The sequence below is a fragment of the Streptomyces sp. NPDC057099 genome (genome assembly GCF_042671245.1).
GTDB classification, from domain to species: Bacteria; Actinomycetota; Actinomycetes; order Streptomycetales; family Streptomycetaceae; genus Streptomyces; species Streptomyces purpurascens.
Genome location: NZ_JBHUTX010000034.1, coordinates 1 through 23,209 on the forward strand (window position 1 = coordinate 1; position 23,209 = coordinate 23,209).

The 23,209-nt window shown below is 71.6% G+C and carries 19 protein-coding genes; 3 read left to right on the plus strand and 16 right to left on the minus strand.

Annotated elements, in window-relative coordinates; all coding sequences use genetic code 11:
* Positions 1 to 133: 133 nt before the first annotated feature.
* From ACFT4A_RS30395 to ACFT4A_RS30410, 4 genes are all read right to left on the minus strand, one after another.
* Entirely contained in the window at positions 134 to 538 is a 405-nt protein-coding gene (locus ACFT4A_RS30395) for a hypothetical protein (RefSeq protein ID WP_382836234.1), read from the minus strand.
* A gap of 544 nt (positions 539 to 1,082) precedes the next feature.
* On the minus strand, positions 1,083 to 1,661 hold the full coding sequence (locus tag ACFT4A_RS30400; protein WP_382836237.1) for a dihydrofolate reductase family protein: 579 nt from the start codon (positions 1,659 to 1,661) through the stop codon (positions 1,083 to 1,085).
* 160 nt (positions 1,662 to 1,821) lie between these two features.
* Positions 1,822 to 2,358: a hypothetical protein gene (locus ACFT4A_RS30405; protein WP_382836240.1), complete on the minus strand. Its 537-nt coding sequence runs from the start codon at positions 2,356 to 2,358 to the stop codon at positions 1,822 to 1,824.
* Between the two features lie 430 nt (positions 2,359 to 2,788).
* Positions 2,789 to 3,082 (minus strand): hypothetical protein, encoded by a 294-nt coding sequence (locus ACFT4A_RS30410; protein ID WP_382836243.1) that lies wholly within the window; start codon positions 3,080 to 3,082, stop codon positions 2,789 to 2,791.
* Between the two features lie 845 nt (positions 3,083 to 3,927).
* Between ACFT4A_RS30410 and ACFT4A_RS30415 the strand changes: the two genes are divergently transcribed.
* Entirely contained in the window at positions 3,928 to 4,182 is a 255-nt protein-coding gene (locus ACFT4A_RS30415) for a DUF6193 family natural product biosynthesis protein (RefSeq protein WP_382836390.1), read from the plus strand.
* A 21-nt stretch (positions 4,183 to 4,203) separates the two neighbouring features.
* On the opposite strand, the gene ACFT4A_RS30420 is transcribed toward ACFT4A_RS30415, so the two are convergent.
* The 3 genes from ACFT4A_RS30420 to ACFT4A_RS30430 form a co-directional block, all read right to left on the minus strand.
* Complete coding sequence (locus ACFT4A_RS30420; RefSeq protein WP_382836246.1) at positions 4,204 to 5,541, minus strand: erythromycin esterase family protein; 1,338 nt, start codon at positions 5,539 to 5,541, stop codon at positions 4,204 to 4,206.
* Positions 5,542 to 5,654: 113 nt separating this feature from the next.
* Positions 5,655 to 7,616: a spermidine synthase gene (locus tag ACFT4A_RS30425; RefSeq protein WP_382836249.1), complete on the minus strand. Its 1,962-nt coding sequence runs from the start codon at positions 7,614 to 7,616 to the stop codon at positions 5,655 to 5,657.
* 107 nt (positions 7,617 to 7,723) lie between these two features.
* Positions 7,724 to 8,602, minus strand: coding sequence for an oxygenase MpaB family protein (locus ACFT4A_RS30430; protein WP_382836251.1), 879 nt, complete (start codon positions 8,600 to 8,602; stop codon positions 7,724 to 7,726).
* A 204-nt stretch (positions 8,603 to 8,806) separates the two neighbouring features.
* On the opposite strand from ACFT4A_RS30430, the gene ACFT4A_RS30435 reads away from it, so the two are divergent.
* Both ACFT4A_RS30435 and ACFT4A_RS30440 read left to right on the plus strand, forming a co-directional pair.
* Positions 8,807 to 11,338, plus strand: a complete 2,532-nt coding sequence (locus ACFT4A_RS30435; protein ID WP_382836254.1) for a SpoIIE family protein phosphatase — start codon at positions 8,807 to 8,809, stop codon at positions 11,336 to 11,338.
* Positions 11,339 to 11,441: 103 nt separating this feature from the next.
* Positions 11,442 to 11,864 carry a DUF350 domain-containing protein gene (locus tag ACFT4A_RS30440; RefSeq protein ID WP_184598941.1) on the plus strand — a complete coding sequence of 141 codons (423 nt, stop codon included), beginning with the start codon at positions 11,442 to 11,444 and terminating at the stop codon, positions 11,862 to 11,864.
* Between the two features lie 65 nt (positions 11,865 to 11,929).
* Here ACFT4A_RS30440 and ACFT4A_RS30445 read toward each other — a convergent pair whose 3' ends face one another.
* The 9 genes from ACFT4A_RS30445 to ACFT4A_RS30485 all read right to left on the minus strand — a co-directional run bounded on the left by ACFT4A_RS30445 (position 11,930) and on the right by ACFT4A_RS30485 (position 23,080).
* On the minus strand, positions 11,930 to 12,985 hold the full coding sequence (locus tag ACFT4A_RS30445) for an NAD(P)/FAD-dependent oxidoreductase (RefSeq protein WP_382836257.1): 1,056 nt from the start codon (positions 12,983 to 12,985) through the stop codon (positions 11,930 to 11,932).
* Positions 12,986 to 12,995: 10 nt separating this feature from the next.
* Positions 12,996 to 13,514: an isoprenylcysteine carboxyl methyltransferase family protein gene (locus ACFT4A_RS30450; RefSeq protein WP_382836259.1), complete on the minus strand. Its 519-nt coding sequence runs from the start codon at positions 13,512 to 13,514 to the stop codon at positions 12,996 to 12,998.
* Positions 13,511 to 14,599, minus strand: coding sequence for a type III polyketide synthase (locus ACFT4A_RS30455; RefSeq protein ID WP_382836262.1), 1,089 nt, complete (start codon positions 14,597 to 14,599; stop codon positions 13,511 to 13,513). The genes ACFT4A_RS30450 and ACFT4A_RS30455 overlap by 4 nt, the downstream gene beginning before the upstream one ends.
* A 94-nt stretch (positions 14,600 to 14,693) precedes the next feature.
* On the minus strand, positions 14,694 to 15,545 hold the full coding sequence (locus ACFT4A_RS30460) for a UbiA family prenyltransferase (RefSeq protein WP_382836265.1): 852 nt from the start codon (positions 15,543 to 15,545) through the stop codon (positions 14,694 to 14,696).
* Between the two features lie 251 nt (positions 15,546 to 15,796).
* Positions 15,797 to 16,297 (minus strand): hypothetical protein, encoded by a 501-nt coding sequence (locus ACFT4A_RS30465; protein ID WP_382836268.1) that lies wholly within the window; start codon positions 16,295 to 16,297, stop codon positions 15,797 to 15,799.
* Between the two features lie 102 nt (positions 16,298 to 16,399).
* Complete coding sequence (locus ACFT4A_RS30470; RefSeq protein WP_382836271.1) at positions 16,400 to 19,339, minus strand: hypothetical protein; 2,940 nt, start codon at positions 19,337 to 19,339, stop codon at positions 16,400 to 16,402.
* Between the two features lie 2 nt (positions 19,340 to 19,341).
* A complete protein-coding gene (locus ACFT4A_RS30475) occupies positions 19,342 to 21,180 on the minus strand; it encodes an HSP90 family protein (RefSeq protein ID WP_382836273.1) in 1,839 nt (612 codons plus the stop codon).
* 87 nt (positions 21,181 to 21,267) lie between these two features.
* Positions 21,268 to 22,260 (minus strand): hypothetical protein, encoded by a 993-nt coding sequence (locus ACFT4A_RS30480; RefSeq protein ID WP_382836276.1) that lies wholly within the window; start codon positions 22,258 to 22,260, stop codon positions 21,268 to 21,270.
* A 154-nt stretch (positions 22,261 to 22,414) separates the two neighbouring features.
* Positions 22,415 to 23,080: a hypothetical protein gene (locus tag ACFT4A_RS30485; protein ID WP_382836278.1), complete on the minus strand. Its 666-nt coding sequence runs from the start codon at positions 23,078 to 23,080 to the stop codon at positions 22,415 to 22,417.
* Positions 23,081 to 23,209 lie beyond the last annotated feature (129 nt).

The following is a 23,209-nucleotide window of genomic DNA, read 5'->3' on the forward strand; positions in this document are numbered from 1 at the left end:
CTCTCGAGGAGCGGGGCCCGGGCCGGGTCGCGTCGGGCGGAACCTGGACCACGGGGCTCTGAGGGAGGCCCGGGCTACCCGATCTGTGCAGGGCCGTTGTCCCTCACTGGCCGAATGGTCCTTTTGGGCCAGCTCAGCCGGTGGGCTCCTCCTGACTGCGACGGCGCCGGAGGCGTTCCAGGACGGGTGACCGCGGTCGGCGGTCGGCGACCTCGTTCAGGAGGCGGCGCAGCTCGCGATCGAGATGCCCGGCGTCCGGGGTCGCGGCGAAGCCGGGGTCGGACAGAAGATCAGCGCACTGCTTCATGAGACGGGTGAGCCGGCTTCCTCCGTCGGCGACCGCTATCTCCGTGGCTCCTTCGGTTCCTGCCCCCCGTATGCCCGAAGTGATCGCTTCGGCGAGGGTGACGCCGCTCGCACCGGACTGCAGGACCGTCTCTTGCGCGGCGTCGTATTCGGCCGCGGACGGCGACCATGTGCTGGCGGCCAGCTCGCTGCGCAGAGATGCCATCGCGGCGTGAGCGTCGGTGAGTGTCATGCCTGTGAGCCTACGGCGTGGCGTCCCGCTGGCCGATCCGGCCAGTCAGGGCAGGCCTCCCCGGGCAACGCCACGGCAGCAGTCGCCGTCAGCGGCCGCGGCGCAGTTCCTCAGCTCAGTCCTGGAGCGGCACGGCCCCCGGGGGTCCCGGCCAGCCCTCCAGGAACCCGCGCCGCACCCTGCGCGCGAGGGCCGGGACATTGGCGCAGTCCCGATCCCGTACGACGGTCCCGTCCTCGCTGCGCCGTCGACCCGGCCTGCTCCACCACGGCCCCGGCACGCGGGTATCGCGCGGCCACCGTAAGCGGGCACGCCTTCGCCGGGCTCGGGGCATGGTGGAGGTCGCAGCCGCCGTCGAACAGGCCGCCTTCAGGGGGCAGGAATTGATCGGCGCCCGGTGCGCGAGCCGGACTGGACCGGTGTCGGGCCGCGCTGCTTCCTGGGCCTGCACCGACGGCCCGGCGCGTAGCTCTGGCCGGGGCGGTTGGTTTGGGCGTGGCTGGGGTGGCATCGTGTTCCGCGTCCTCCCCGTGGGTGGATGGGCTCAGGTGTGCAGGGTGGGCCGGTAGATGAGTTCTTGGATGTGGCCGTCGAGCGTCCGGTGCTCGATCAGCTCGAGGTCAAAGTCGGCCGCACCTCGAAAGACCGGATCCAGCCCGGTCTGAGCGGTGATCACAGGGAAGAGCGTCACCTGGACTCGGTCGACCAGACCGGCGGCCATCAGCGCACGGTTCATCGACAGGCTGCCGTGCGAGCGCAACGGCACCTCGGACTCCTCCTTGAGCCGGGCCACGACATCGACGGCATCGCCGCTCACGACGTCCGCGTCCGGCCAGTCGAGGGGACCTTCCAGTGTGGTCGACACCACCGTTGCCGGCAGGCTCCTCATCCGTGTGACCCATGGGTCACGGACCTCGGACTCCTCGGTGCTCGAGGCCAGCATCCGCGCGAACGCCCGGTACGTGTGGGCACCGAAGACCATCCGCTGCTCCTCGCCGTACAGGGCGAGACGGTGGTCCAGAAGCTCGGGGCCCTGCTTGCCCCAGTAGCCCGTCCAGTCACCGCCGGCGGCACCGAAGCCGTCGAGGCTGGAAAAGACGTCGAATGTGTAGGCAGCGGTCATGATGCTCTCCTCGGGGCCGGTCGATCGCGTGCTGGAGTTAGAGACCGGCCGCCACGGCGGGACTCATCGCCCACGGACTCATGAAGTTCGGCCGCCCCGGAAGCAGGCCCCGGGGTTTGGTGGCCTGATCAGCCCGTGCGGCACGTTGGCGGCGGAAGGGTCAGGCGGTCCGGCAGAGCATCGCCGGGCCGGCCGGTGCCGCGGCGCGGGCCACGGTCGCGTGCACGGGGCGGGCGGTGCGGGCAGCGGCCGCGGTCGCGGTCGCGGCCTGAGAGTGGTGGTTCCGCGCGAAGACGACAAGGCGCAGCACCGCGAACCGTGCGACACCGGCGAGCGCGCCGGCGGACAGATAGACGGCCTGCTCGAGCACCGCACCGGGTGCGGCCACCCACTGGTGCAGGGCCAGCATCGCCACGCAGGTGGCCGCATAGGCGGCCGCCGCGGACCCTGCCGACTGCGCATGCTGGCGCCACGTCGCGCGCCCGCCGGCGCCGAAGGTGAAACGGGCGTGCAACTCGGTGGCGATGAGCGTGGAAACCGCGGTGACCAGGGCGTTGGCCAGAACCCACGGGATCCAGGAGGCGAGCGCCGCCACGGCGAAGCTGGAGGCGAGTCCCACTCCGCCGCCGCACAGCACGAAGCGTGCGAAGGCGATCGTGACGCCGGGTGCCGCCTCTTGCCGACTGTGCGCTGCCATGACCCAACCCCCTTGATCGGCCACTCCCCGAAACGTGCACCTCTCGGCTTGTTGCGCCGCCCCCAGGTGTAGTTTCTTACGATGGAAACGCTACGTTGCGTTCGCAGTATGGGCAAGCATATTCCCCGCCGAGAGTCACCATTTGCGCAGGCAGTGGCCCCAAAATCGTTGCAATAGCTTCAGGATAACGCAACGACCAGGAGCTGTTCATTGCAATGGACTGAAGGTGAACGCTCAGGACGACCCGAAGAGATGCGCTGGGCGGGTCGGCGGTCGGGGATGCCGCCGAGTGCAGCGTCAATGACCGGGCCAGCGAGCATCGGGGCTAGGTCGCTGCAGCAGTGAGGGTGGTGACGGCTGATGAACGATCGAGAGGCTGATGCCGACGGCGGCGAGTGTCGTGGTCACCTGCTACGACGAACTCGCCGGCCTAGGCGTTGGCGTGGCGGCGCCGGGCCATCTTCCGTGGAGCGGCATGGTGCGCGGGCTCACCCGGATGAGCTGCGTGCTGACGCCACAGCCACAGCGACGTCATGGACAGCAGAGCGGTGAAGACAGCCAGGAACAGCACCGATACCCACATCTGCCGGCTTCCTGGGGCTGCCCATCCCGCCGATGCAGCCGAGGCGGCCCAGAGGGCGGCACCTCCGGCGTAGAAGATACGCATCCTGCGCAGCTGCCGCAGGGCTCGTACGGATTCGGCGTGATCAGTTTCCGGTGCCATGGCGACGCAGGTACCCCGATGCACGTCTCCATCACCTGATCGTGCCGGACTCCGCCAGCCGCATGACGAACGGCAGTTGAGCGGGGAAGACTGGGGAGGTCAGTACACAGCCCGGCGGCTGTGTCCGCACGCGTCCTGCCTGTCAGGTTCTGCCGCGCTGGGCGTAGTAGAGACGGGTGGTCAGGTAGCTGGAGTACACGCCGGGTTCGTAGACCGTGTCGGGGTCGAATTCGATGGTGGTGGTCGTGGACGAGCTGTAGTGCAGGCTGGTTCCGCCGCATCCGGCGCTCTGGCTGTATGGATGTCAGCGCCAAAGCCCTGGCGAATTCCGTTCCGGTGAGGGGCGGGACGACGAATCCCGGATCGTCGAATGCTCCTTCCATCCAGCGGGCGAACTGCTCGGCGTTCATGGGGATGCGGCGTTCCTCGCGGCGTCTCCGGTCCTCAGTGGAAATGATCATGGTTTCGTAGTCGTTCCAGACCACTTCGGACAGATCCCGGTCGGGAAAGGTGAGTTCGTGGGCACAGAGCAGGGCGGGCATCCGTTGGTCGCACTGCCGGGCGTAATCCTCCGCGCTCTCTTGAGGCCCTGGACGCAGGGTGTCCGTGGTCGTCGTGGCAGTACTGCGCCACCTGCCCGGGGCTCGAGCAGGGCGCGCAGTGCGGTCTCGAACTGCTCGATCCAGGCGGTCCGTGGCGGGGTCCTGCGGCTCAACTGTTCCCGGGCCCGACGGCGGAGATTGTCGATATCGATGAAGGTCCTGTACGCCGACGTCGCGGGCTCCGGCAGCCTCGCCGGAGCGAGGCGGAGGGCGGTCTCGATGCCGTCGCCGTCGAGTCGCCGGATGCCGCTCCGCTGGTCCGTGCGATCGTCACGAGTTCCCTGGCGCACCGGGAGCCACTGGGCACTGCGCTTCTCGTCCACCACCCGCCCGCGCCTGACTGTGGTCCGATCGTGCCTGGACGCGGACAGCGGCGGCACGTACTGGGTGGGCAGGGGGGCCGGCAGCCAGGTCCTCGGGCGATTCGGAACAGCGTACGAGGCTGTGGCACTGACTGTGCGTCAGTTGCCGTCCGGCCTGAGACCCGCCCTGCCTTGAAATGACTTGCCCTGCGGTGGCCTACCGGTCCCGCAGTCTCGCCGCCTCCACCCGGTGCAGGTGGATGAGGATGTCGTGGGTGCGGGCCAGGGGTATGTCGTACTCGCGCTCGGGGTAGACCGTGCCGATGCTGCGGGTCGGGCGGGCTTGCTCCAGCCAGTCGCGGGCGGGTTGCGGCACCGTTCGCAGGTCGACGGCGTAGTCCCGGAGGCCGACGCGGTCGAGTGTGTGCTCGTTGAGGCCGGGAGCGGCCGCGGGGACGGTGAAACGCCGCACCGTGCCGTCCGGCCCGGTCGAGTTGAACGAGCCCCGCTCGAAGGTGAAGCCCACGCTCACGTACGCCTCCCCCAGGCGGTCGCGCAGGAACGCCCCCTGCATTCTGGGGTAGTTGGCCGGGTCAGGGGTTTCGAAGCCGACGTGGGCGTTGTGCGCCGACAGCAGGATCCTGGTGCCCGTGTGCCGCTGCCACCAGGCCGTGTTGTCCGCCATGACCTGGTCGCGGTAGCGCATGACGTCCGCGTGCTGGGTCTGGTCGTCGAAGGAGTAGAAGCGCGCGACCTGGTCGATCGCCCTCGCGTGCTGTACCGCCCAGTCGCCCGCCGTCCCCCTCGGGGACCGCTTGAGCAGCAGGTCGAGGGCCTCGCCGGTCCGGGCGGCCATCTCCCGGCGCTCGGCGAGGGGCCGGTTCATGTACTGCTCCATGTACGCGCCGAGCGACACGGTGGGCCGCAGGCCTCGATACAGCTCCGTCATACGGGCCTGGAGGTCCGGGTGGGCATGTGCGACGTAGTCGGTGACCTTGTCGTACAGCTCCGGTCCGGCCCAGCCGAGGTCGTCGCCCATGAAGCGGACGGGGTCGGTGGGGTGCCGCCGGTTGTGGGCGCGCATCCATTCGACGAGCGCCAGGTAGTCGGTGTTGTTCCACCAGAGGTAGGTGCCCTGGAACTCCTCCCGCATGATGCGGCGCGGGTCTCCCTTCCCGTACAGGACATAGTCGTTGAGGCGCAGGCCGGTGCTCCAGCTGACCTCCAGTGCGAAGGTCCTGAAGCCCTTCTCCTCGACCAGGTGGCGGAAGAGACGGTGTTTCATGGCGAAGAAGTCGTGCGAACTGTGCGTGGCCTCGCCGACGCCGACCACCTTCGCGCCGCCGATCATCCGGGCAAGGGCGCGCAGGTCGCGGGTGTCACCGCCGGGTTCAACGGTGCGTAAGGGGTGGGCGGCGCGGTCGAGGGCGGCCACGACGGTGCCCTCCGTGGCCGTTGTGGTCGTCGTGGCGGAGGCTGTCTGCGGCAGTGTCAGCGCCGTGCCGGTGAGGCCGGCGAGCAGGGTGAGGGCGAGTCCCGTCCGAAGCGATTTCATGATCCCAGGTTCTCGTTGCGGACCGGCGTCGCCCATCCGGCTCTCCTCCGAACCCGGGTGGGGAGGACCACCGGCCGCGAAGGGGGTTCTCCGCACCTCGGCGAGGAGAGGCATCAGGTCCTGGAAGCCGCCGTCCCGCTGCCGGCCACGCGCATGGCGATGCCCGCCCCCAGGTAGAGCACGGCTACGACCAGCAGGAGTGTCTGATAGCCCGTCACCAAGGCCAGGTACTCCAGCGCGCCGCCGGTCAGCGCGCCCAGCAGGTTCGCGCCGAAGGCCGAGGTCGGGTCCGGGGCGTGGGCGAGGCGGTCCGAGAAGATGAGGTTGGCGCAGAAGATGGGGGCGAAGGCCAGGGCGATGGCGCAGGCGAGGCGGGCGGGGAACGGCAGGGACAGGACGGCTTCCGCCGGGACGAGCCAGGCTGCGGCGAGGGAGCTGAAGAGGAGCAGCTGCAGCAGGATCTGGTTGACGTGCCGCAGCTTGCGCCGGACCTCGACCGCTGCCAGGACCGCCAGGAGCACGCCGATGAAGACGAGGGCGTTGACCAGCCAGGTCGTGCCGAAGTAGAGGGCGAAACCGATCACGTTCTTGGTTTCCAGCAGCATGAAGGCCGCGCCCAGCAGGAACATGTCGGTGTAGCGGACGGTGCTGCGCACGCGCACCCCGGCCAGGCGGACCGAAAGGAGCGTCACCAGCAGCATGGCGCCGAGCGCGCCCAGGTAGAGGGTGGGAATGCTGCGGTGGAGCAGGTAGGGGAAGGGGTGGTCGTCGGTCGCGGCCGCCGGGACCGTGCCGCTGGGGCGCCAGACCTGGTCGCAGGACTGGTCGGCGGTGGTCATTCCGGCCACCAGCACGGCCGCGTTGCGTTTGAACGTCGTCAGGCAGGGGGCGTGGCCGTAGACGTCGTCGAGGGTGCCTGCGAAGCGGTCGACCAGCCAGCTCTTCCGGTAGTAGTTGTACATGGCGAACGCGCCGTCGGGGGTGAGATGGTCGCGCGCGGCCTCGAATGCCTCTCGGGTGAACAGGTAGCTCTCCAGGCGCAGATTGCTCGCGCCGGCCACCAGGGTCAGTGAGTCCGGCAGGGCCAGGACGATGAGGTCGTACTTGGTGTCCGTCCGCTCGAGGAAGGCCCGGCCGTCGTCGATGTGGACGTGCACCCTGGGGTCGTCGTAGGGCCTCGCGGGGTGCAGTTGGGCGCCGATCTGCTGCAGCCGGGGGTCGATCTCGACCGCGTCCACGTGTTCCGCTCCGTATGCCAGGGCGACCGCGACGTCGTTGCCGTTGCCCGCTCCGATGACCAGCACCCGCTTGTGGGGGTTGTCGGGCGTCTGTTCGTAGGCCTCCCGGTAGGGCGAGTTCGCGCGCATCAGCACCGGGAGGGGTGCGGTGCTCTGGTGCGGGACGCCGTTGGCGGAGATGTAGTAGGTCCGGGTCTTGGTCGGTGAGGGTTCGAGCTGGATCTTGTAGTAGGGCGACCAGGTGATGCCGGTCGTCGTCGACTCCAGGAACAGCACGACGACCATCGCCGTCAGGGGAATGCCGTACAGCAGTGTGTTGCGCCGGCCGCCGAGGATCAGCAGGGCCACGGCGGCCAGTACGCCCCATACGACCGAGGGGGCACGCAGCCAGGACAGCACGGCGAAGGACACCGAGCCGGTGAGGCTGCCGAGCAGGTCGTAGCGGTAGGCGTTGAGTGAGGGGAGCAGGCGGAAGAGATCGGCGGTGATCTTGCCGATGCCGGCCATGATCAGCGCGGTCAGCAGGAAGATGACCGGCAGCGTCACCCACTCGGGCAGGCCGGTGGTCTTCACGGCGGTGAAGTAGATGACCTGGCCGCTGCTCTGACGCACCTGCACCGGGAATTCGCGGACCAGGACGACGAGCAGTACGAGCGGGACCGGTGTCCAGCGTTTGAGCCACTGTCCGCGCTCGGCGGGGATCAGGAACCCGATGCCGATGCCGAGGAACGATCCCAGCAGGATGAAGTTCGAGAAGTAGCTGAGGTGGACGACGTTGGCGCCGGCCCACCTGATCAACGCCAGCTCGACGAAGAGCATGGTGCTGCTGGCCAGCATGAGTCTCAAGCGCACCGAGCTTTCGGTTTGCCCGGTTTCGACCCGCTTCATACGCATGCACAGTGCCAGCTCGGGAGCGGCGAGTCGAGGTGCCTTGCCGGTGACTGCTAGGCCGCGTCGCGGGACGGTGACATGGCCCAGCGGATGCCCGCGGTCACGGCCGTGCCGAGCGGGCGGACGCACGGGCTCTCGGCGACGGGGAGCCGTGGCAGCCGCAGGTCGCGCGAGGCCCAGAGCGGCAGGAGGGAGACGGCGTTGGCGGCGATGACGCCGTACGGGAGGCGGGCGAGGAGCGGGACGGGCGGGTTCAGCAGCAGGAAGCGGGCCGAGCTGCGCGCCTCTTCGGTGGCGCGCAGCTCGCCGCGGTAGTCGGCCAGGCGCGCGGCGAGTTCGGCGGCGTTCACCGGCGGGTCCGGGACGCCGAGCGCCATGGCGATGCGTGCCATGTCGGCGACGTAGGCGTCGCGTCCCTCGGCGTCGAGGGGATGCGCCCCGTAGCGCTGATGGGAGCGCAGGAAACTGTCGACCTCGGCGATGTGCACCCAGCACAGCAGATGCGGGTCCGCGGCGGAGTAGGACCGGCCGTCGGCGGTCGTGCCGCGCACCGTCTCGTGGACGGCCCGTACGCGGTCACAGGCTTCCTGCGCGCTGCGGGCGGGCCCGTAGGTGGTGACCGCCAGGAAGGTGCTGGTCCGCTGCAGCCGACCCCAGGGGTCTCCGCGGAAGCCCGAGTGCCCGGCCACGGCGGCCATGGCCAGGGGATGGAGCGACTGGAGCAGCAGGGCCGACAGACCGCCGATGAACATCGAGGCGTCCCCGTGCACCCTCCTGACGGGCCGCTCGGGGCCGAACCAGCGGGGACCGGGTGTGCCGTGAATACGCGCCCGGTTGCCCGGGCCCTCCGGACCCGCCACACGGGAGAAGATCTCCCTGCCGAGCCGGTCACGCAGCGAAAGGCCGCCTTCCGGGAGGAGTCTCCTGGGCATCGCGTCCTCCTGACCAGGGCGACGGATGGATCGGTTCCTCTATGACTTCTTCTGCCCCGGTTCCTCTCTCGGAGGCCTCTCGCGGGCGTGGCAGCCGGGTGCGGTGGGTGAACAGCTCTACTAGCCTGGACACTGCTCGACGAACGTTCTGCACGGAACCTGTGCGTCCACCGCCGGCGGTCGGACGACCTAGGTGGGCGGATCATGAGGACACGGCCCGGGGGTGGGAGCAGGCCCCTGGGGCTGACCAGTACCTCGGTCCTGGCGAGCGGCTTCCTTGCGGTGCTGATCGGTGTCGCGTTCGCCGTCCTGCTGCAGGTCATCGGTGACTCCCGCGGCTTCACGGCCGACGCGCGGGCCTCTCGCGAGGCCATCACCGCCGCCAGCACGTTCGAACAGCATCTGATCGACCTGGAGACCGGGCAGCGCGGCTTCGTCATCACCCGGGACGAGGCCTTCCTTCAGCCCTGGCAAGCGGCCCGGGAGTCCTATCCGGCCGAGGCCAGGCGGCTTCTGGCGTCGGCGACCTCGCCGCAGCAGCGCCGCCTCGCGGGACAGATCAACAGGGACGTCGACTCCTTCCTCACGGACTACTCGGTCCCGCTGGTCGAGGCGGTCCGGCGGGACGACCCCTCGGCCTCGAGTGCGGCGGTGACGGCTGAGGGCAAGCGGCGGGTGGACGCGCTGCGGGCCCGGTTCACCACGTACATCACCGATGAGCGGGCCAAACTCCAGGAGCGCCAGGACGCCACGGACGCCAGCGCCCAGCGGGCCGTGGTCGTGGCGTGTGCGGGACTGGCCGGGCTGACCGGGCTCATCGTCACGCTCACCGTGTTCCAGCACCGGGCCATCGTGCGGCCGCTGCGGCGCGCGGCCTCGGCGGCCGGGCGGCTGGCGAAGGGCGATCTGGAGGTACGGGTGCCGTCCAGCAGGGTGGCGGAGGTCGCCGCGCTGGCAGCGTCGTTCAACACCATGGCCGCCTCGTTGCAGGAGAGCCGCGCGCGGACCGAGGAAGCACGTGAGCGTCTGGAGTTCTTGTACACGCGCCTGGAGCTGCTGTACGGGGCGAGTGTGTCGGTGGGGACGGGGCTGGACGTGGAGCAGACGGCCCGCGAGTTGGCACGGGTGGCGGTGCCGGAGTTCGCCGACTTCACCACCGTCGACCTGCTGGAACCGGTTCTGCGCGGCGACGAGCCGACCGCCGGCATCGACAGGCGGCTGCGCCGGGTGGCCGCGGACGGGGTCAGGGACGACGCCCCCTTGCTGGGTCTGGCGGACCCGCCGGAGCTGACCTCGCCCCCGCCTGAGTCCCGGGCGCGGCTCTCCGTGCGGGCCAGGCTCGACGCGGACCTGCGGGACAGCACCGAGTGGACCTCGGAGCAGCCGGAGGCGGCGGCGCGCGTCCTCGCGTACGGCATCCACTCCAGGATCAGGACACCGCTGCAGGCCAGAGGGGTGACGCTGGGCACGGTGGACTTCTGGCGCAGCCGGCCCGATCCGTTCGGGCCCGACGACGTCGCCTTCGCCGAGGAGCTGGCCGCCAAGGCGGCGGTCGCCGTCGACAACGCGCGCCGGTACACCCGGGAGCGGTCCACCGCGCTGGCCCTGCAGCGTCACCTGCTGCCGCAGCATCTGCCCCACCAGACGGCCGTGGAGGTGGCCTCCCGCTACCTGCCCGCCAAAACACGGACCGGGGTCGGCGGTGACTGGTACGACGTGATCCCGCTGTCGGGCAGCCGGGTCGCCCTGGTCGTCGGGGATGTCGTCGGGCACGGCCTCCAGGCCTCGGCGGCCATGGGCCGGCTGCGCACCGCCGTGCGCACGCTGGCTGATGTCGACCTGCCGCCCGACGAACTGCTCACCCACCTCGACGACCTCATCCTGCACCTCTCCGAAGGCGAACCCGCACCCGGCGGGCAGGGGGACGACGAAGGGGTGGACGGCTTCTGGTTCTCCGCGGCGGACCTCGGTGCCACCTGCCTGTACGCGGTGTACGACCCGGTCTCCCGCCGGTGCGCGCTGGCCACGGCCGGGCACCCGATGCCCGCTGTCCTGGCTCCGGACGGCACGGTGCACGTCGTGTCGGGGCATGTCGGACCCCCGCTGGGGATCGGCGGGCTCCCCTTCGAAGTCACCGATCTGGACCTGGACGCCGGGAGTGTGCTCGCCCTGTACACCGACGGCCTTGTCGAGGCGCGCCACCGGGACATCGACGTCGGGCTGGCCGAGTTGTGTCTCGCCCTGGCGCGGCCCGCGGACTCTCTGGAGGAAGCGTGTGACACGGTGATCGGTTCCCTGCTCACCGACCGGGCGGCCGACGACGTGGCGCTGCTGCTGGCCCGCACCCGCGCGCTGCCGGCGGAGCATGTCGCGACGTGGCAGGTCCCGGCGGAGCCGGTCCAGGTGGAGCGCGCTCGCAAGCTGGTCGTGGAGCAGCTCGACGCCTGGGGGCTGACGGAGGCGACGTTCGTCATCGAGCTGGTGGTGAGCGAGCTGGTCACCAACGCCATCCGTTACGGGCAACCGCCGATCAAGCTCCGGCTCATCCGCGATCACACTCTGATCTGCGAGGTGTCCGACACCAGCAGCACCGCACCGCATCTGCGGCGTGCCCGGGCCTTCGACGAGGGCGGGCGCGGACTGCTGCTCGTCGCCCAGCTCACGCAGAGCTGGGGCACCCGGCAGACGACGACGGGCAAGACCATCTGGTGCGAGCAGGCGCTGCCCGCGCAGTGACAGCGCCAGGGGGGCCGGTCGGGGCGCCGAACAGGTGCGTTACATTTTGCTGTTCCTTGACCGCGATCATTCACGATCTCTCACGCTACGGAGCCGCCCACCCATGAGCGACATCGTCAACGGACTTGGCAGGGCCACCGCTTACGGCGGACTGGGACTGGTTCTGCTGGTCCTCGGCATCGTCCTGGTCGACGTGCTCACGCCCGGAAAGCTGGGCCGGCAGATCTGGGAGCAGCGCAACCGCAACGCCGCGATGGTGCTCAGCTCCGCGCTGCTCGGTATCGGCGGCATCGTGTTCACGTCCATCTGGACGACCTACGAGGACTTCGGCAAGGGACTGGTCTCGACGGCCGCGTTCGGGCTGCTGGGTCTGGTGATGATGGCGGTGGCGTTCCTGGTGGTGGACCTGATCACGCCGGGGCGCCTGGGCGCTGCGCTGGTCGAGCCGGAGCCGCACCCCGCGGTCTGGGTGACGGCGTCCTGCAATCTCGCGGTGTCGGCCATCCTGTCGGCGTCCATCGCCTGACGGGTCTTCCCGACGAGTGGGCCGGTCAGCCCCCTGCCGGAGGTGTCCGGCCAGGGGGCTGACCCCTACCCGGTCGGCCGGCCGGACCCGGACCGCTCCCCCGCCGGCCGCGCCAGCATGCCGACGGCCGCGGAGAACAGCCACGGCAGGCGTTGTGCGAGGGGTACCAGCGCCGCGCGGGCCGGGAGCGGTCTCGTCGCGGCGAGGAGCGCGTGCGTCAGCCAGCGGTAGCGCCGGGTGAGCTGCCGCCACTCCCTCTCGTAGGCCGTCGGATCACCGGCGGTGATGGCCCGGATCGCGGCGGACGCCTGCGCGAGCGCCAGGGCGATGCCCTCGCCGGTCAGCGCGTCGACGTAGCCGGCGGCATCGCCCACGAGCAGCACCCGGCCGGCCGTGCGCGCGCTCGCGGTCTGGCGGAACGGGCCCGCGCCCCGTACCGGTCCGGCGGGGACGGCCCCGGCCAGCCGCTCCCGCAGTTCGGGGAAGGCGGCGAGGTGCTCGTCGTAGGGCCGGCGGGCGGTGGTGAGGACCGCGACGCCCACGAGGTCGTCGGCCACCGGGGTCACATAGGCCTCCGCTTCGCGGGACCAGTGGACCTCGACATGGTCGCTCCAGGGGGCGAGCGCGTAGTGGCGCCGCAGGCCGTGCCGCGGACGGGTCCGGCGCGGGCGGTTCAGCCCGAGGGCACGGCGGATCGGTGAGTGGAGGCCGTCGGCCGCCACGAGGTGGTGGGCGCGGGTGCCGTCGACCGTCACCCCGTACTTGTCCTGCTCGATGTGACGCGCGGTGCGCTGGTCGACGCGTACGCCCGCTGCCAGCACCGCCTCGCGGAGCAGCGCGTGCAGCGTCGTACGGCGCACTCCGCGCCCCGGGCCCGCTCGGAAGTCGGCGTCGACGCGGCGGGGACCGGCGACGTAGCGGATTCCCCGCAGGTCGCGCCCTGGCGGGTGCACTCCCAGTGCGGCCAGGGCGGTGACGGCGCCCGGCATCAGGCCCTCGCCGCAGGCCTTGTCGACGATGCCGGGGCGCTGCTCCCAGACGGAGACGTCGAGCCCGGCCCGGGCCGCGTGCAGGGCCGTGGCCAGGCCCGCCGGTCCGCCGCCGACGACGAGCAGATCCATGGGTGTCTCCTCAGGCCAGCCGTGCCAGGGCGGCGTCCTCGGCGCGGATGCGGGTGGCGAGCAGGGACGCGTTCAGCGCGGTGAAGACGATCGCCGTGGCCCAGGCCGAGTGGACGAGGGGCAGCGCGAGCCCTTCGACGGCGACGGCGACGTAGTTCGGGTGCGGGATCCAGCGGTAGGGGCCGCCGGTCACTCGCGCGGCGCCGGGTACGACGATCACCCGGGTGTTCCACTGCCGGCCGAGGGTGGCGACGCACCACCAGCGCAGCCCCTGCGCGATCGCGACGAGGGCGAGCATGGTCCAGGCCAGGACCGGTACGACGTCCGGACGGCTCATCCACACCTCCGCGAGGGCACCGGCGAGCAGTCCCGTGTGCAGCACCACCATGAACGGGTAGTGCCCCCGCCCGGACTCGACGCCGCCCCGCGCGAGACTCCACGCGGCGTTGCGACGGGAGACGGCCAGCTCGGCCACCCGCTCCAGGGCCACGGCCAGCACCAGGATCGTGAACAGGGTCTCGCTGGTCACTGCCCACCGCCCGGTGCGCGAAGGAGCACGAGTTCGGAGCAGAAGCCCGGGCCCATGGCGAGCATGAGCCCGTAGGAGCCGGGCGGGGGCGGCCGGTTGGCGAGTGTGTCCGCCATGACGTGCAGCACCGAGGCGGAGGACAGGTTGCCGATCCGGCGCAGCGAGTCCCAGGTCACGCTCAACGCCTCCCGCTCGACGCCGAGGGCGTCCTGCAACGCCTCGAGGACCTTGGGGCCGCCGGGGTGCGCGACGTACCACTCGAGATCGTCGCGGGTCAGGCCGTGATCGGCGAGGAAGCCGCGGACGTCGTCGCCGACGTGGCGGCGCACCAGGTCGGGGACAGCGGAGTCGAGCACGACTCTGAACCCGCCCGAGCCGATCTCCCAGCCCATCATGCGTTCCGAGTCGGGGTAGAGACGGCTGCGCGAGGCGAGCACTTCGGGAGCGGCCGGGTCGTCGGACTGTGCGAGGGGGTGCTCGGACCCGACGGCGACCACCGCCGCGGCGCCGTCCCCGAACAGGCCGCTGGCCACGAAGTTGGCGACCGAGGTGTCGTCGCGCTGGAGCGTGAGCGAGCACAACTCGACCGACATCAGCACCGCCACCGCGTCCGGGCGGCCGCGCAGCAGGTCGTGCAGGCGGGCGATGCCGGCCGCGCCGGCGACGCAGCCGAGGCCGACGAGGGGCAGGCGCACCACGTCGGGGCGCAGGCCGATCTCCGCCGCGACGCGGGCCTCGAGGGAGGGCACGGCCAGGCCGGTCACCGTGCACGAGACGATGTAGTCGACGTCGGCCGGTGTGAGGTCGACGCTCTTGAGCGCGTCGACGACCGCGCGACCGCCGAGTTCGACACCGGCCCGGATGAAGACGTCGTTCGACTGGCCGAAGTCCTCGATCCGGCCGTACTCCTCCAGCGGGAGCACGGTGTGCCGGGTTTCGACACCCACGTTGCGGTGGAACCGTTCGACGACGCCGCGATCGACCGTGTTGCCGACCAGTGTGGTGGTGACGGACTCGGTGATCTCCTCCTGCCGGTGGCAGTGCTCGGGCAGGGTGCCGCGGACGCTGAGGACGCGCATGGTCATGCTGGCTCCTGGGATCGGGCGGTGGGGGGCGACGAGCACCCGGTCGGCGCGGTCGGGTGGGGCCGCCGGGGCGGTCGCGAGGTCTGCCGCGCCATCAGCCGGCCGTCAGCAGTGCGACGTCGAGCAGGGCGATGGTCATCGCGGCGCGGAAGGGAGCGCGCCCGCGGGCGCACAGCGTGACCACCGCGAGGACGGCCACCAGGGCCAGGGCCGGCCATGTCCACGCGGGAGGGGAACCGGCGGGTCCGGCGACGGCGAGCACCGAGGCGGCGGTGAGCAGCACGGCGGCCAGGACGCGCGAGCGGTGTTCGCCGATCCGGTGCGGCAGGCCGCGGACACCGGTGCGTTCGTCGTCGGCGAGGTCGGGCAGCACGTTGAGCAGATGCGCTCCGACGCCGAGCGCGGCGCCGGCGCCGGTCGTCCACCATGGCGCCCAGTCCGGGTCCGGGCCGGCGAGGGTGACGACCGAGGGCAGCGTCCCGAAGCCGCACGCGTACGGCGCCCAGGACCACGGGGTGGCCTTGAGCCCGAGGTTGTAGGCGTGGCCCGCGCCGGTGGCGAGGACGACGTTGACCAGCGCGCTGCGCCAGCCGCCGAGCGCGGACAGCACGAGGGAGGCGACCGCGGCCCCGGTCAGGGCCCGCGCCACCCAGCCGGCCGGGAGGGAGCCGACGGCCAACGGCTTGTCGGTACGGCCCACGGCGCGGTCGCGCGCGAGGTCGAGCAGGTCGTTGCCCCAGCCGATCGTGAGCTGGCCGGTGAACACCGCCGCCGTGACGGCGACGGCGTGGAACGGGTACAGGCCGCCGCGGAGCGCCAGCAGGCCCGTGATGACAGTGACCGCCAGAGCGGGCCCGCCATGGGCGGCGGCGAGCAGCGCGAGCACACGGGACGGTCTGTGGCGCGCCGGGGTCGTACCGGCCGTGTCGGCCGCGTCGGCGGACATCGGCGTCACCGCGCCGCTGCAGGCGCCTGAGACGTCCGGCAGGTCGCGTCGTCGCACGCGTCGGGGCCGCCGGGCCGCCGCCGGGCGCGGCCGACGAGGGCGTGCAGGCCCTCGGCCCGAGGGCGGCGTCCGACGGAGCCGGTGTGTCCGGTCGACCCGGTGAGCACGATGCGCATGGAGCATCGGTCCCACATTGCCCGTCCGCTCACACGAAGCGGTCCGGCATCCGGTGGAACGGGCATGCCCGGCCGCTACGCGGCGTCGTGGATGACGAGCTTGAACTCGGCGAGGGTCAGGAGGCGGGAAGCGGCGTCGTTGTGCGTGACGCGGAGCGCGACCGGAGTGCCCGGGGCGACGAAGATGCCGTGGTTCTTGACGTAGTACTGGCCTCCTGGTGTCGGCGTGCGGTGCTCGGTCGCCGTGGTGTCGTTGGGGTTGGGCGTCAGGCCCAGCGGGTCGCGGACGTACTGGTCACGCAGCTCTGTGTAGCCGCCCGTGCCACTGGCGGAGTCCCACTGGATCATCGCGTGCAGATGGCCCCAGCCGGCTTTGGACGGCCAGATCAGACCGCTGCGGTCGTCCGTCGCCCAGTTGTTCACCACGTAGCCGTCCGGCTGGACGGCCTGGTGCATCTCGAATGCGTCCGTCGGCTCCGCCGCGCCGAAGGGGAACCGCACGATCTTGTACGTGGTTCCCGGCGCGATGAGCTGAGGGGTGTCGACCTTGAGCGAGCAGACCTGGACTCCGGGCACAACGCCACCTTCCGTAGACCTGGTTCAGCTCTGCCCGTCGTCGGCCGACGGCATGCGGCGCCGGTGCGGCCCGCCGGAGGCGGGGCGCTCACGCCCGCCGGGTCACTCCTCGTCGCGCAGTCGGGCCGCCAAGGACGTCAGCGACTCGGTCTCCTCGGTGTGGCCCAGGGCGGTCAGGCGGGAGATCGCCGCGTCGAGGCGGGTGAGGGCCGGGGCCGGGCGTTTCAGGTACAGGCCCTCGACGGCACCCGCGAGGCGGACGCACTCGGCCCATTCCTCGGCTCGGTCGTCCTCCGCTCCCGGCTCGCCGAGCAGGGTGAGGGCCTTGTCCAGGGCGGCCAGGGCGTCCTCGTACTCGCCCACGTAGGCGTTGACCCGCCCGTATTCGTAGGCCAGGGCCGTGTCCAGGGAGCGGCCGCGTGCCTCGTACTCGGCGGCGCGGGCCTCGTCGGCGATCCGGCCCGCGTCGGCGAGCAGGGCGAGGGCGTCGGGCAGGCCGTCGGGGCCCTGCTGCTGGGCCTGGAGGCGGGCGAGTTCACGCAGGCAGTTGCTGAGCTGCTCGTAGCGCGGGGCCCGGGCATGGGCGGCGCGTGCCTGGTCCGCGACGTCGCGGGCCCGGCCGAACTCGCCGGACTCGCCGAGGAGTACGGCGGTCTCGGCGGCGATCATGACATGGCTCCCCGGGTCGTCGTCCCAGCCGGCCGACTCGGCCGCGAGGGCGATGAACTCCGCCGTGGCGGCCTTGAGGTCCTCCCCCGCGTGCAGGGCGCGGGCGCGGGTGAGGCGCAGCTGGGCGACGAGCCGGTCGTCCAGCTCTCCGGCGGCGGCGTCGGGTTCGGCCAGCAGGGAGTCGAGCAGGGCGATGCAGTCCTCGACGCGGCCCAGGTCGAGGCTGAGCTGGGCCGCGTTGCCGTAGGCGCAGAACGCGTCCGTGCGGCTGCCGCGGCGGAGGTCCAGCTCCGCGGAGCGCGTGAGGTGCCGCAGCGCCTCGTCGGGGCGGCCCAGGTGCATGCAGGCCTCGGCCAGATCGCCGTGGAGGCGGGTGGTGTCGACCGTGTCGGCGGGCCAGTCGGAGGCCCGTCGCATGCCCTCGGTCAGGTCCGCGTGCGCGGCCTGGGCGTCCTGGAGGCCGAGCTGGAGCCGGCCGCGCAGTCCGAGTGTGCGGGGCAGGTGCCAGGCGGGGCCCTGCGCCTTCAGCCGGTCGAGGAGAGCGTCGATCTCGGTGACCGCGGCGGGCAGGTCGCCGGAGATGGCGTACGTGCTGGCCCGCAGCAGCAGGGCGCCGGAGATCTGGCCGGGGACGTCGTGCCGGGTGGCGAACGTGTGCAGCAGGTCCACCTCGGCGAAGACCGGCGCGATGTGGTCCTCGCTTCTCGAGGTCTGCAGGCGCAGGGCGAGGGCGGTGGCCCGCATCCGGAGCAGGCGCGCCTCCAGGTACGGGGCGAGGTCGGGCGTCTCCTCGTGCAGGCGGACCATGGAGGCGTGGGCGTCGGTCAGCGTGGCGGCCTTGGTCCCGGCTTGGTCGGCGTCCTCCGCGGGGAGTTCGGCCGTGGCGAGCAGGGCACAGGCGCGGGCGAGCGCCGCGTGCCCCGGTGCTGCGGCGTCGTCGTACAGGGCCGCGGCCTCTTCGTGGAGGGCGGCCGAGTCGGCGAACTCGTCCTTCTCTCCCGCCCGGTTGGCCTCTTCGGCCAGCAGGTCCGCGCGCAGGAGTACGAGCGGGCCCACGGCCGGGTCGTCGGGGTGGGTGTAGTCGCGGGCGGCGACGAGCGTGCGCAGCCGCGCCCAGCAGGCCTGTGCGTCCGGGTGTCCCTGCTCGTCCAGGGTCCGTGCCCGGAGGATGAGTTCGGGCAGCGACTCGGGGACGGCGGCCTCGGTGCGGGCGGCGGTGGCAGCCACCGGGGCGGCCGGGGCCACGTCGTCGAGGCTGCGGGGGCGCAGGGTCAGTTCCAGCGACTCCAGGAGCGGGGCGCGGTCGAGGCGGGCCCTGCGGCGGTCGGTGTGGGCCGTGGTGGCGTTGCGGGTGTCGAAGCGGGCGGCGAGGTCGGCGGCGCGGCTCCGCACCTCGGCGCGCAGGGCGGCCACCGTCCAGGTGCGGCCCGCGTAGCCGGGGGCGGGCAGTTCGCCGCGGCCGAGGAGTTCCACCCGCTGGAGGAGGACTTCCACGCCGGTGAGGAAGCCGAGCAGGTCCAGCGGCGAGTCCACCTCGTCGAACAGGCTCCGGTTCTCGGCGAGCAGTTCCAGGCCGCGTGCCTCGTTGCCGGTCAGCGCGCAGAACTCCAGGTGTCTGCCGACCTCCTGGGCCATCGAGGGGTTGCGGCGGCAGCCGCGGTAGCCGGCGAGGTGCAGTTCGCGGGCCCGGTCGGTGCGGCCGGTGCGCAGCAGGGGCAGCAGCGCGTACGAGACGGAGCGGGCCGGTTCCTCCTGGCAGGACTCTTTCCCGGCGAGGACGGGTTCCCAGGCGCGCAGCGCCCGCTCGTCGTCGCCGGCCGTGAGGTGGTACAGGGCGCGTTCGCAGGTTTCGCAGGCCTCGCAGTCGCTGAGCGGGGTGCGGGTGCGGCTCGCCCAGAGCTCGTAGGCGAGGGCGGTGTCCTCGCCGACGTGGACGGCGAGCTGGTACGCCTGTCCGTAGTAGGGCTGGAGGCCGAGGCCGGCCTTCTCGTAGCGGTCGCGCATCTCCTGCTGCCACTGGCGCAGGCTGGCCAGGGGTATCTCGGGCAGCGCGCGCAGGGCGTTGGCGACCCACTTGAACCGCCAGAACAGCATGTGGCGCAGGCGTTCGTCGAAGACGTCGGGCTGCTCGTCGAAGAGGGTGAGCAGGCGGGCGAAGACGACGGGCGACTTCCGGGGTTCGGAGCCGTAGGTGTACGCCTCCTGCAGTTCGAGGAGCGCGTGGACGAGGGGGACGGTCTCGGCGAACTGCTCGGCGGTGTCGACGAGTTCCTCGGCCGTGACGGTGCGGGTGCGGCCGTAGGGGCGCCGGTCGTTCTCCTGGAGCGCCTGGTACAGCTCGTCCGTGTTCTGGGGATGGGGTGCGGTCGGCATCGTCAGCTGTCCTTGCGGAGGGCGTGGGCGAGGAGGTCGAGGAAGGAGCGGTTGATGAGGCTCGACTCGGCGGGCCTGAGCGGGCGCCGGGACAGCATCGCGGCCTGCCCGTAGAGGGCTTCGGCGCTGGTGCGGGCCAGTTCGGGTTCGTCGATGGTGACGGCGGTGCGCACCAGCGGGTTGAGCTGGTTGAGGATCAGCTGGGCCCGCGGGGCCTCCTGGCGGAGGGCGCCGAGGATGTCGCCCCACAGGCCGCCCTCCTGCTCGCGGGCGAGCTGGGAGCGGGTGCGTTCGTGCCGGGCCTCGCGGCTGTCGACGAGGAGGGCGGGGGCGGAGGCGGGCTGGAAGGTGCGCAGCGCGACATCGCAGTCGAAGACGGCGAGGGCGTCTCGGGCCTGGGCCAGGTAGGCAGCGGCGGCCAGTTCCGTCTCCCGGTCGACGGGGTCGAGGTGGGCGGTGAGGGTCGCCGGGTCGAGGTCGGCAACGGCGGCCTCGGGCCTGATCTCGGGCAGCCGGTGGACCAGTTCGCGGTCGTAGGTGTAGCCGCCGTTGACGACGCCGAGCCCGGCGGCCGAGGCGATCGCCGCGACCTGCCGGAACTCCTCCACGCTCGATGTCACGAGCACCGTGCGGTGGGTGCGGGCGAACTCGTCGAGGGTGGTGTGCCCGTCGGTGGTCTCGAACGGCAGCCAGGGCAGCAGCATCCGCAGGATCTCGTCGTCGTGCACCGCCAGCGATTTCACGGCCAGGTGGTGGGCCTGGAGGAAGCGGTGGAGCAGGTCCGGGTCGCTGGCGGCGGCCCGGGCGATCCAGGCGCGCAGCCGCTCGGCGAGGGCGTCGCGGACGGCGGCGAGGGTGTCGTCCTCGTACAGGGACTCGCGGGACGCGGTCGGGCGCAGGCTCTCGGCGTCGACGACGCAGCGGACGAAGAAGGCCCACTCGGGCAGGATCTCCTCGGCCTGCTCGGACAGCAGCATGCCCTTGACGTGCACGCGGTGGCCGTGGCGGCGCCCGGCCGGCACCGTCTCGGGCAGCACGCAGGCGATGCCCTTCAGGCCTACGGCCGGCAGGTCCAGCTCGATGGTGTCCAGCGGGGTGAATCCGAAGACCTCTTCGCCGTACGCGGCGAGCGCGCGGGAGCGGGCGCCGGGGGTTGGGTACGTACGGGACCAGGGGGCGGGCTCGGGGTTGACCGGCGCGCCCGGACCGCCTGTGCCGTCGTCGAAGGTCACGGGATGACGCAGCAGGGAGCCGAAGTGGCGGGCCAGCGAGTGCACTTGCGCCGGGCGGGTCCACTCGCCCGCGTCGGCGCGGGGTGTCAGGGTGACGGTGGTGCCGGGCCGGGGGCGGGCGGAGGAGGGCAGGGTGCGGACGGAGTAGCTGCCGTCGCCGCGTCCGCGCCACTCCACGGCGGGTGCGTCGGGGGTGCGGGCGGAGCGGCTGAGGACGTGGATCTCGTCGGCGACCAGGAAGCAGGAGAGCAGGCCGATGCCGAACTGGCCGATGAAGTCGGCACGTTGCTCGGCGACCTGCTCGGCGCGCTTGCTGCTGCGGCCGATGGTGGCGAGGAAGGTGTGCACATCGGCCTCGGTGAGACCGACGCCGTCGTCCTCGACGCGGACCACGGAGCCGTCGGCGTACAGGCGGATACCGAAGGCGCCGTGAGGCTCGACGGCGTGCCGTGCGGTGAGGGCGTCGACCGCGTTCTGCATGAGTTCGCGCAGGTAGACGCGGGGGCTGGAGTAGAGGTGGTGGGAGAGGAGGTCCACCAGGCCGCGGAGGTCGACCTGGAAGGTGCGGTCGGGGGCGGCGTGGTTGGCCGTGTTGTCGCGCAGGGGCATGGGTCAGTCCGGGGTGAAGGGAGCGGCAGGAGTGGGCGGTGGTCCGCGAGACCGGCCTAAGACGGGTGGGACGGTGTGGCCGGTGGCTCAGAAGGCCTTGCGGAAGCGCGCGTACGCTTTCTCCGCGTCCGCCATGAAGGTCCACGGCCACTCGGTGATCACACCGTCCAGCTCGCGGAAGACGTTGGAAGCCTTGCTGCTGCCCGCCAGCGAGAGGGCCATGGCGAACATGTTGTAGTCGCCCTGCCAGCCCAGACGGCGCTCGTACGCGTGGTGCAGGATGCTGCGCTCCGCGGCCTCGCGCAGCTCGGTCCGGATCCGCGGATGCTGGAGGCAGTCGCGGTCGTCGGACTCCACCCAGTCCTCGATGTGCGCCATGGCGATGACGCAGCCGAGCGGGTGTCCTTCGGGCGCGGCGGCGAAGGCCTTCCGGGCGAACTCCAGGGCCTGGCCCGGCTCTCCGCCCCAGCGCGGCTGGAGGTGCGACACCCACTCCAGATGGATGTCCGGGTTCAGCGGATCACGGCGCAGACCCGCCGCGAGCCGGGCGTCCTGGACGCTGTCGTCGAGGGACATGCCGCGTCCCGAGGTGAGCAGATGACGCCACGGCGTGACCCAGTCGGGCCGCAGCTCGGCGGCCTCGAGCAGGTGCTCCTCGGCGATGCGCAGCCGCTCGTAGAAGGTCTGCCACTGGTCGCGGGTGACGTCCACGGCACGGGCGGAGGTGCGCGCCTCCCAGCCCCAGGCGACATGGCGCGCACCCGATATCAGCAGTGCGGTCGCCCGGAGCTCCTTGTCGTCCTTGTCCTCCTCGGCGGCCCGGACGATCCACTCCTCCAGACCGTCCACATCCGTCAGCTGCCCCAGGATCGACTGCTCGCGGCCGAGGTCGAAGGGGGCCAGCGCCGCCTTGACCGCCGCCCAGTCACCGGCGTCGGCCGCCTCCAGCAGCGCGAGCACCCGCGCGTCCCCGAGCGCGCGCAGCCTGTACACGCCGTTCTTCTGTCTGCGCGGGACGGGAAGGGCGTGCGGATCCGCCTCCGGTCTCTCCGCGCCCCTCCCGAACAGCTTGCCGAACATGCCGCGCCCTCCCCTGGTCCCGCGTGATCGTCCGGAGCAGCATAGACCGCACCACTGACACCGCTTCCACAGGGTTTTCACCGGTACTCCACGGGACCGGTGCACCGTACGGCGGGTCGATCGCGTCACGGGCCCGCGAGCGACGCCGGCACACTCATGACCTGGTGAAGACCTTGTCCTGGGTGTCGCCGGTGGAGCACAGCTTCTTCTCGTCGGCCGTCATCTTGCGGGACTTGACCACGACCGCGCTGTGCTTGCCGTCCGTGCCGTTCGGGGCGGGGCCGGTGACCACGTCGGGGACGAACCAGTAGTAGTGGCCCCACTTGGGGTCGTCGTAATGGGTCTGCCAGGTGCCGGATATGCGCTGCATCACCTGGGCGCGGGAGATCCAGCCGACTTCTCCCGGCTTCACGTTCACGGTGAAGGAACTCGTCTCCGTGTGCGAGCTCTGCCAGGTGTAGTTGTACGTCGCGGTGACGCTGGCCGTGATGATGCCTTCGATGCCTCCGCCGACGGTGACCGAGCCTCCCACCGAGTGGGAGGAGCCGACGGTGTCGGCCCAGGACATCGACTGGGCGGCGGGTGAGTCGGTGCAGTTGAAGAGCAGTTCGGACACCTGGCGCGGCTCACCGAGGTACGCCTTGCCGAGTTCCGGGGAATTGAAGGAACACTTTCCCTCTCCGGAAGCGCAGTCGGCCATGATCTGCGCCTCGGTGGGCTGTTCTTCGGCCGCGGCGGGCACGGCCGCCGTCGCGATCGCCCCGAGGGCCGTCGCCGTCAACGCCAGCGTGCGTCCGCCGTTACGCAGGGTGTGATTCATCGTCATTTCGTTGGTGCCTCTCACCATCGCATGGGGGACAGTGACCAGACCCCTCCTGTTACGGGAGGGGTCTGCAATCACCGCGTGGTGTCAATGAGGCTCACGTAAACCGCAGTTCATCTACACCAA

What these genes read in the sequence shown, in the direction of transcription:
- ACFT4A_RS30395 (WP_382836234.1), bottom strand. Translation starts at nt 538, where the DNA reads ATGACACTCACCGACGCTCACGCCGCGATGGCATCTCTGCGCAGCGAG.
- ACFT4A_RS30400 (WP_382836237.1), bottom strand. Translation starts at nt 1,661, where the DNA reads ATGACCGCTGCCTACACATTCGACGTCTTTTCCAGCCTCGACGGCTTC.
- ACFT4A_RS30405 (WP_382836240.1), bottom strand. Translation starts at nt 2,358, where the DNA reads ATGGCAGCGCACAGTCGGCAAGAGGCGGCACCCGGCGTCACGATCGCC.
- ACFT4A_RS30410 (WP_382836243.1), bottom strand. Translation starts at nt 3,082, where the DNA reads ATGGCACCGGAAACTGATCACGCCGAATCCGTACGAGCCCTGCGGCAG.
- ACFT4A_RS30415 (WP_382836390.1), top strand. Translation starts at nt 3,928, where the DNA reads ATGCCGCTCCGCTGGTCCGTGCGATCGTCACGAGTTCCCTGGCGCACC.
- ACFT4A_RS30420 (WP_382836246.1), bottom strand. Translation starts at nt 5,541, where the DNA reads ATGAAATCGCTTCGGACGGGACTCGCCCTCACCCTGCTCGCCGGCCTC.
- ACFT4A_RS30425 (WP_382836249.1), bottom strand. Translation starts at nt 7,616, where the DNA reads ATGCTGGCCAGCAGCACCATGCTCTTCGTCGAGCTGGCGTTGATCAGG.
- ACFT4A_RS30430 (WP_382836251.1), bottom strand. Translation starts at nt 8,602, where the DNA reads ATGCCCAGGAGACTCCTCCCGGAAGGCGGCCTTTCGCTGCGTGACCGG.
- ACFT4A_RS30435 (WP_382836254.1), top strand. Translation starts at nt 8,807, where the DNA reads ATGAGGACACGGCCCGGGGGTGGGAGCAGGCCCCTGGGGCTGACCAGT.
- ACFT4A_RS30440 (WP_184598941.1), top strand. Translation starts at nt 11,442, where the DNA reads ATGAGCGACATCGTCAACGGACTTGGCAGGGCCACCGCTTACGGCGGA.
- ACFT4A_RS30445 (WP_382836257.1), bottom strand. Translation starts at nt 12,985, where the DNA reads ATGGATCTGCTCGTCGTCGGCGGCGGACCGGCGGGCCTGGCCACGGCC.
- ACFT4A_RS30455 (WP_382836262.1), bottom strand. Translation starts at nt 14,599, where the DNA reads ATGACCATGCGCGTCCTCAGCGTCCGCGGCACCCTGCCCGAGCACTGC.
- ACFT4A_RS30460 (WP_382836265.1), bottom strand. Translation starts at nt 15,545, where the DNA reads ATGTCCGCCGACGCGGCCGACACGGCCGGTACGACCCCGGCGCGCCAC.
- ACFT4A_RS30470 (WP_382836271.1), bottom strand. Translation starts at nt 19,339, where the DNA reads ATGCCGACCGCACCCCATCCCCAGAACACGGACGAGCTGTACCAGGCG.
- ACFT4A_RS30475 (WP_382836273.1), bottom strand. Translation starts at nt 21,180, where the DNA reads ATGCCCCTGCGCGACAACACGGCCAACCACGCCGCCCCCGACCGCACC.
- ACFT4A_RS30480 (WP_382836276.1), bottom strand. Translation starts at nt 22,260, where the DNA reads ATGTTCGGCAAGCTGTTCGGGAGGGGCGCGGAGAGACCGGAGGCGGAT.
- ACFT4A_RS30485 (WP_382836278.1), bottom strand. Translation starts at nt 23,080, where the DNA reads ATGAATCACACCCTGCGTAACGGCGGACGCACGCTGGCGTTGACGGCG.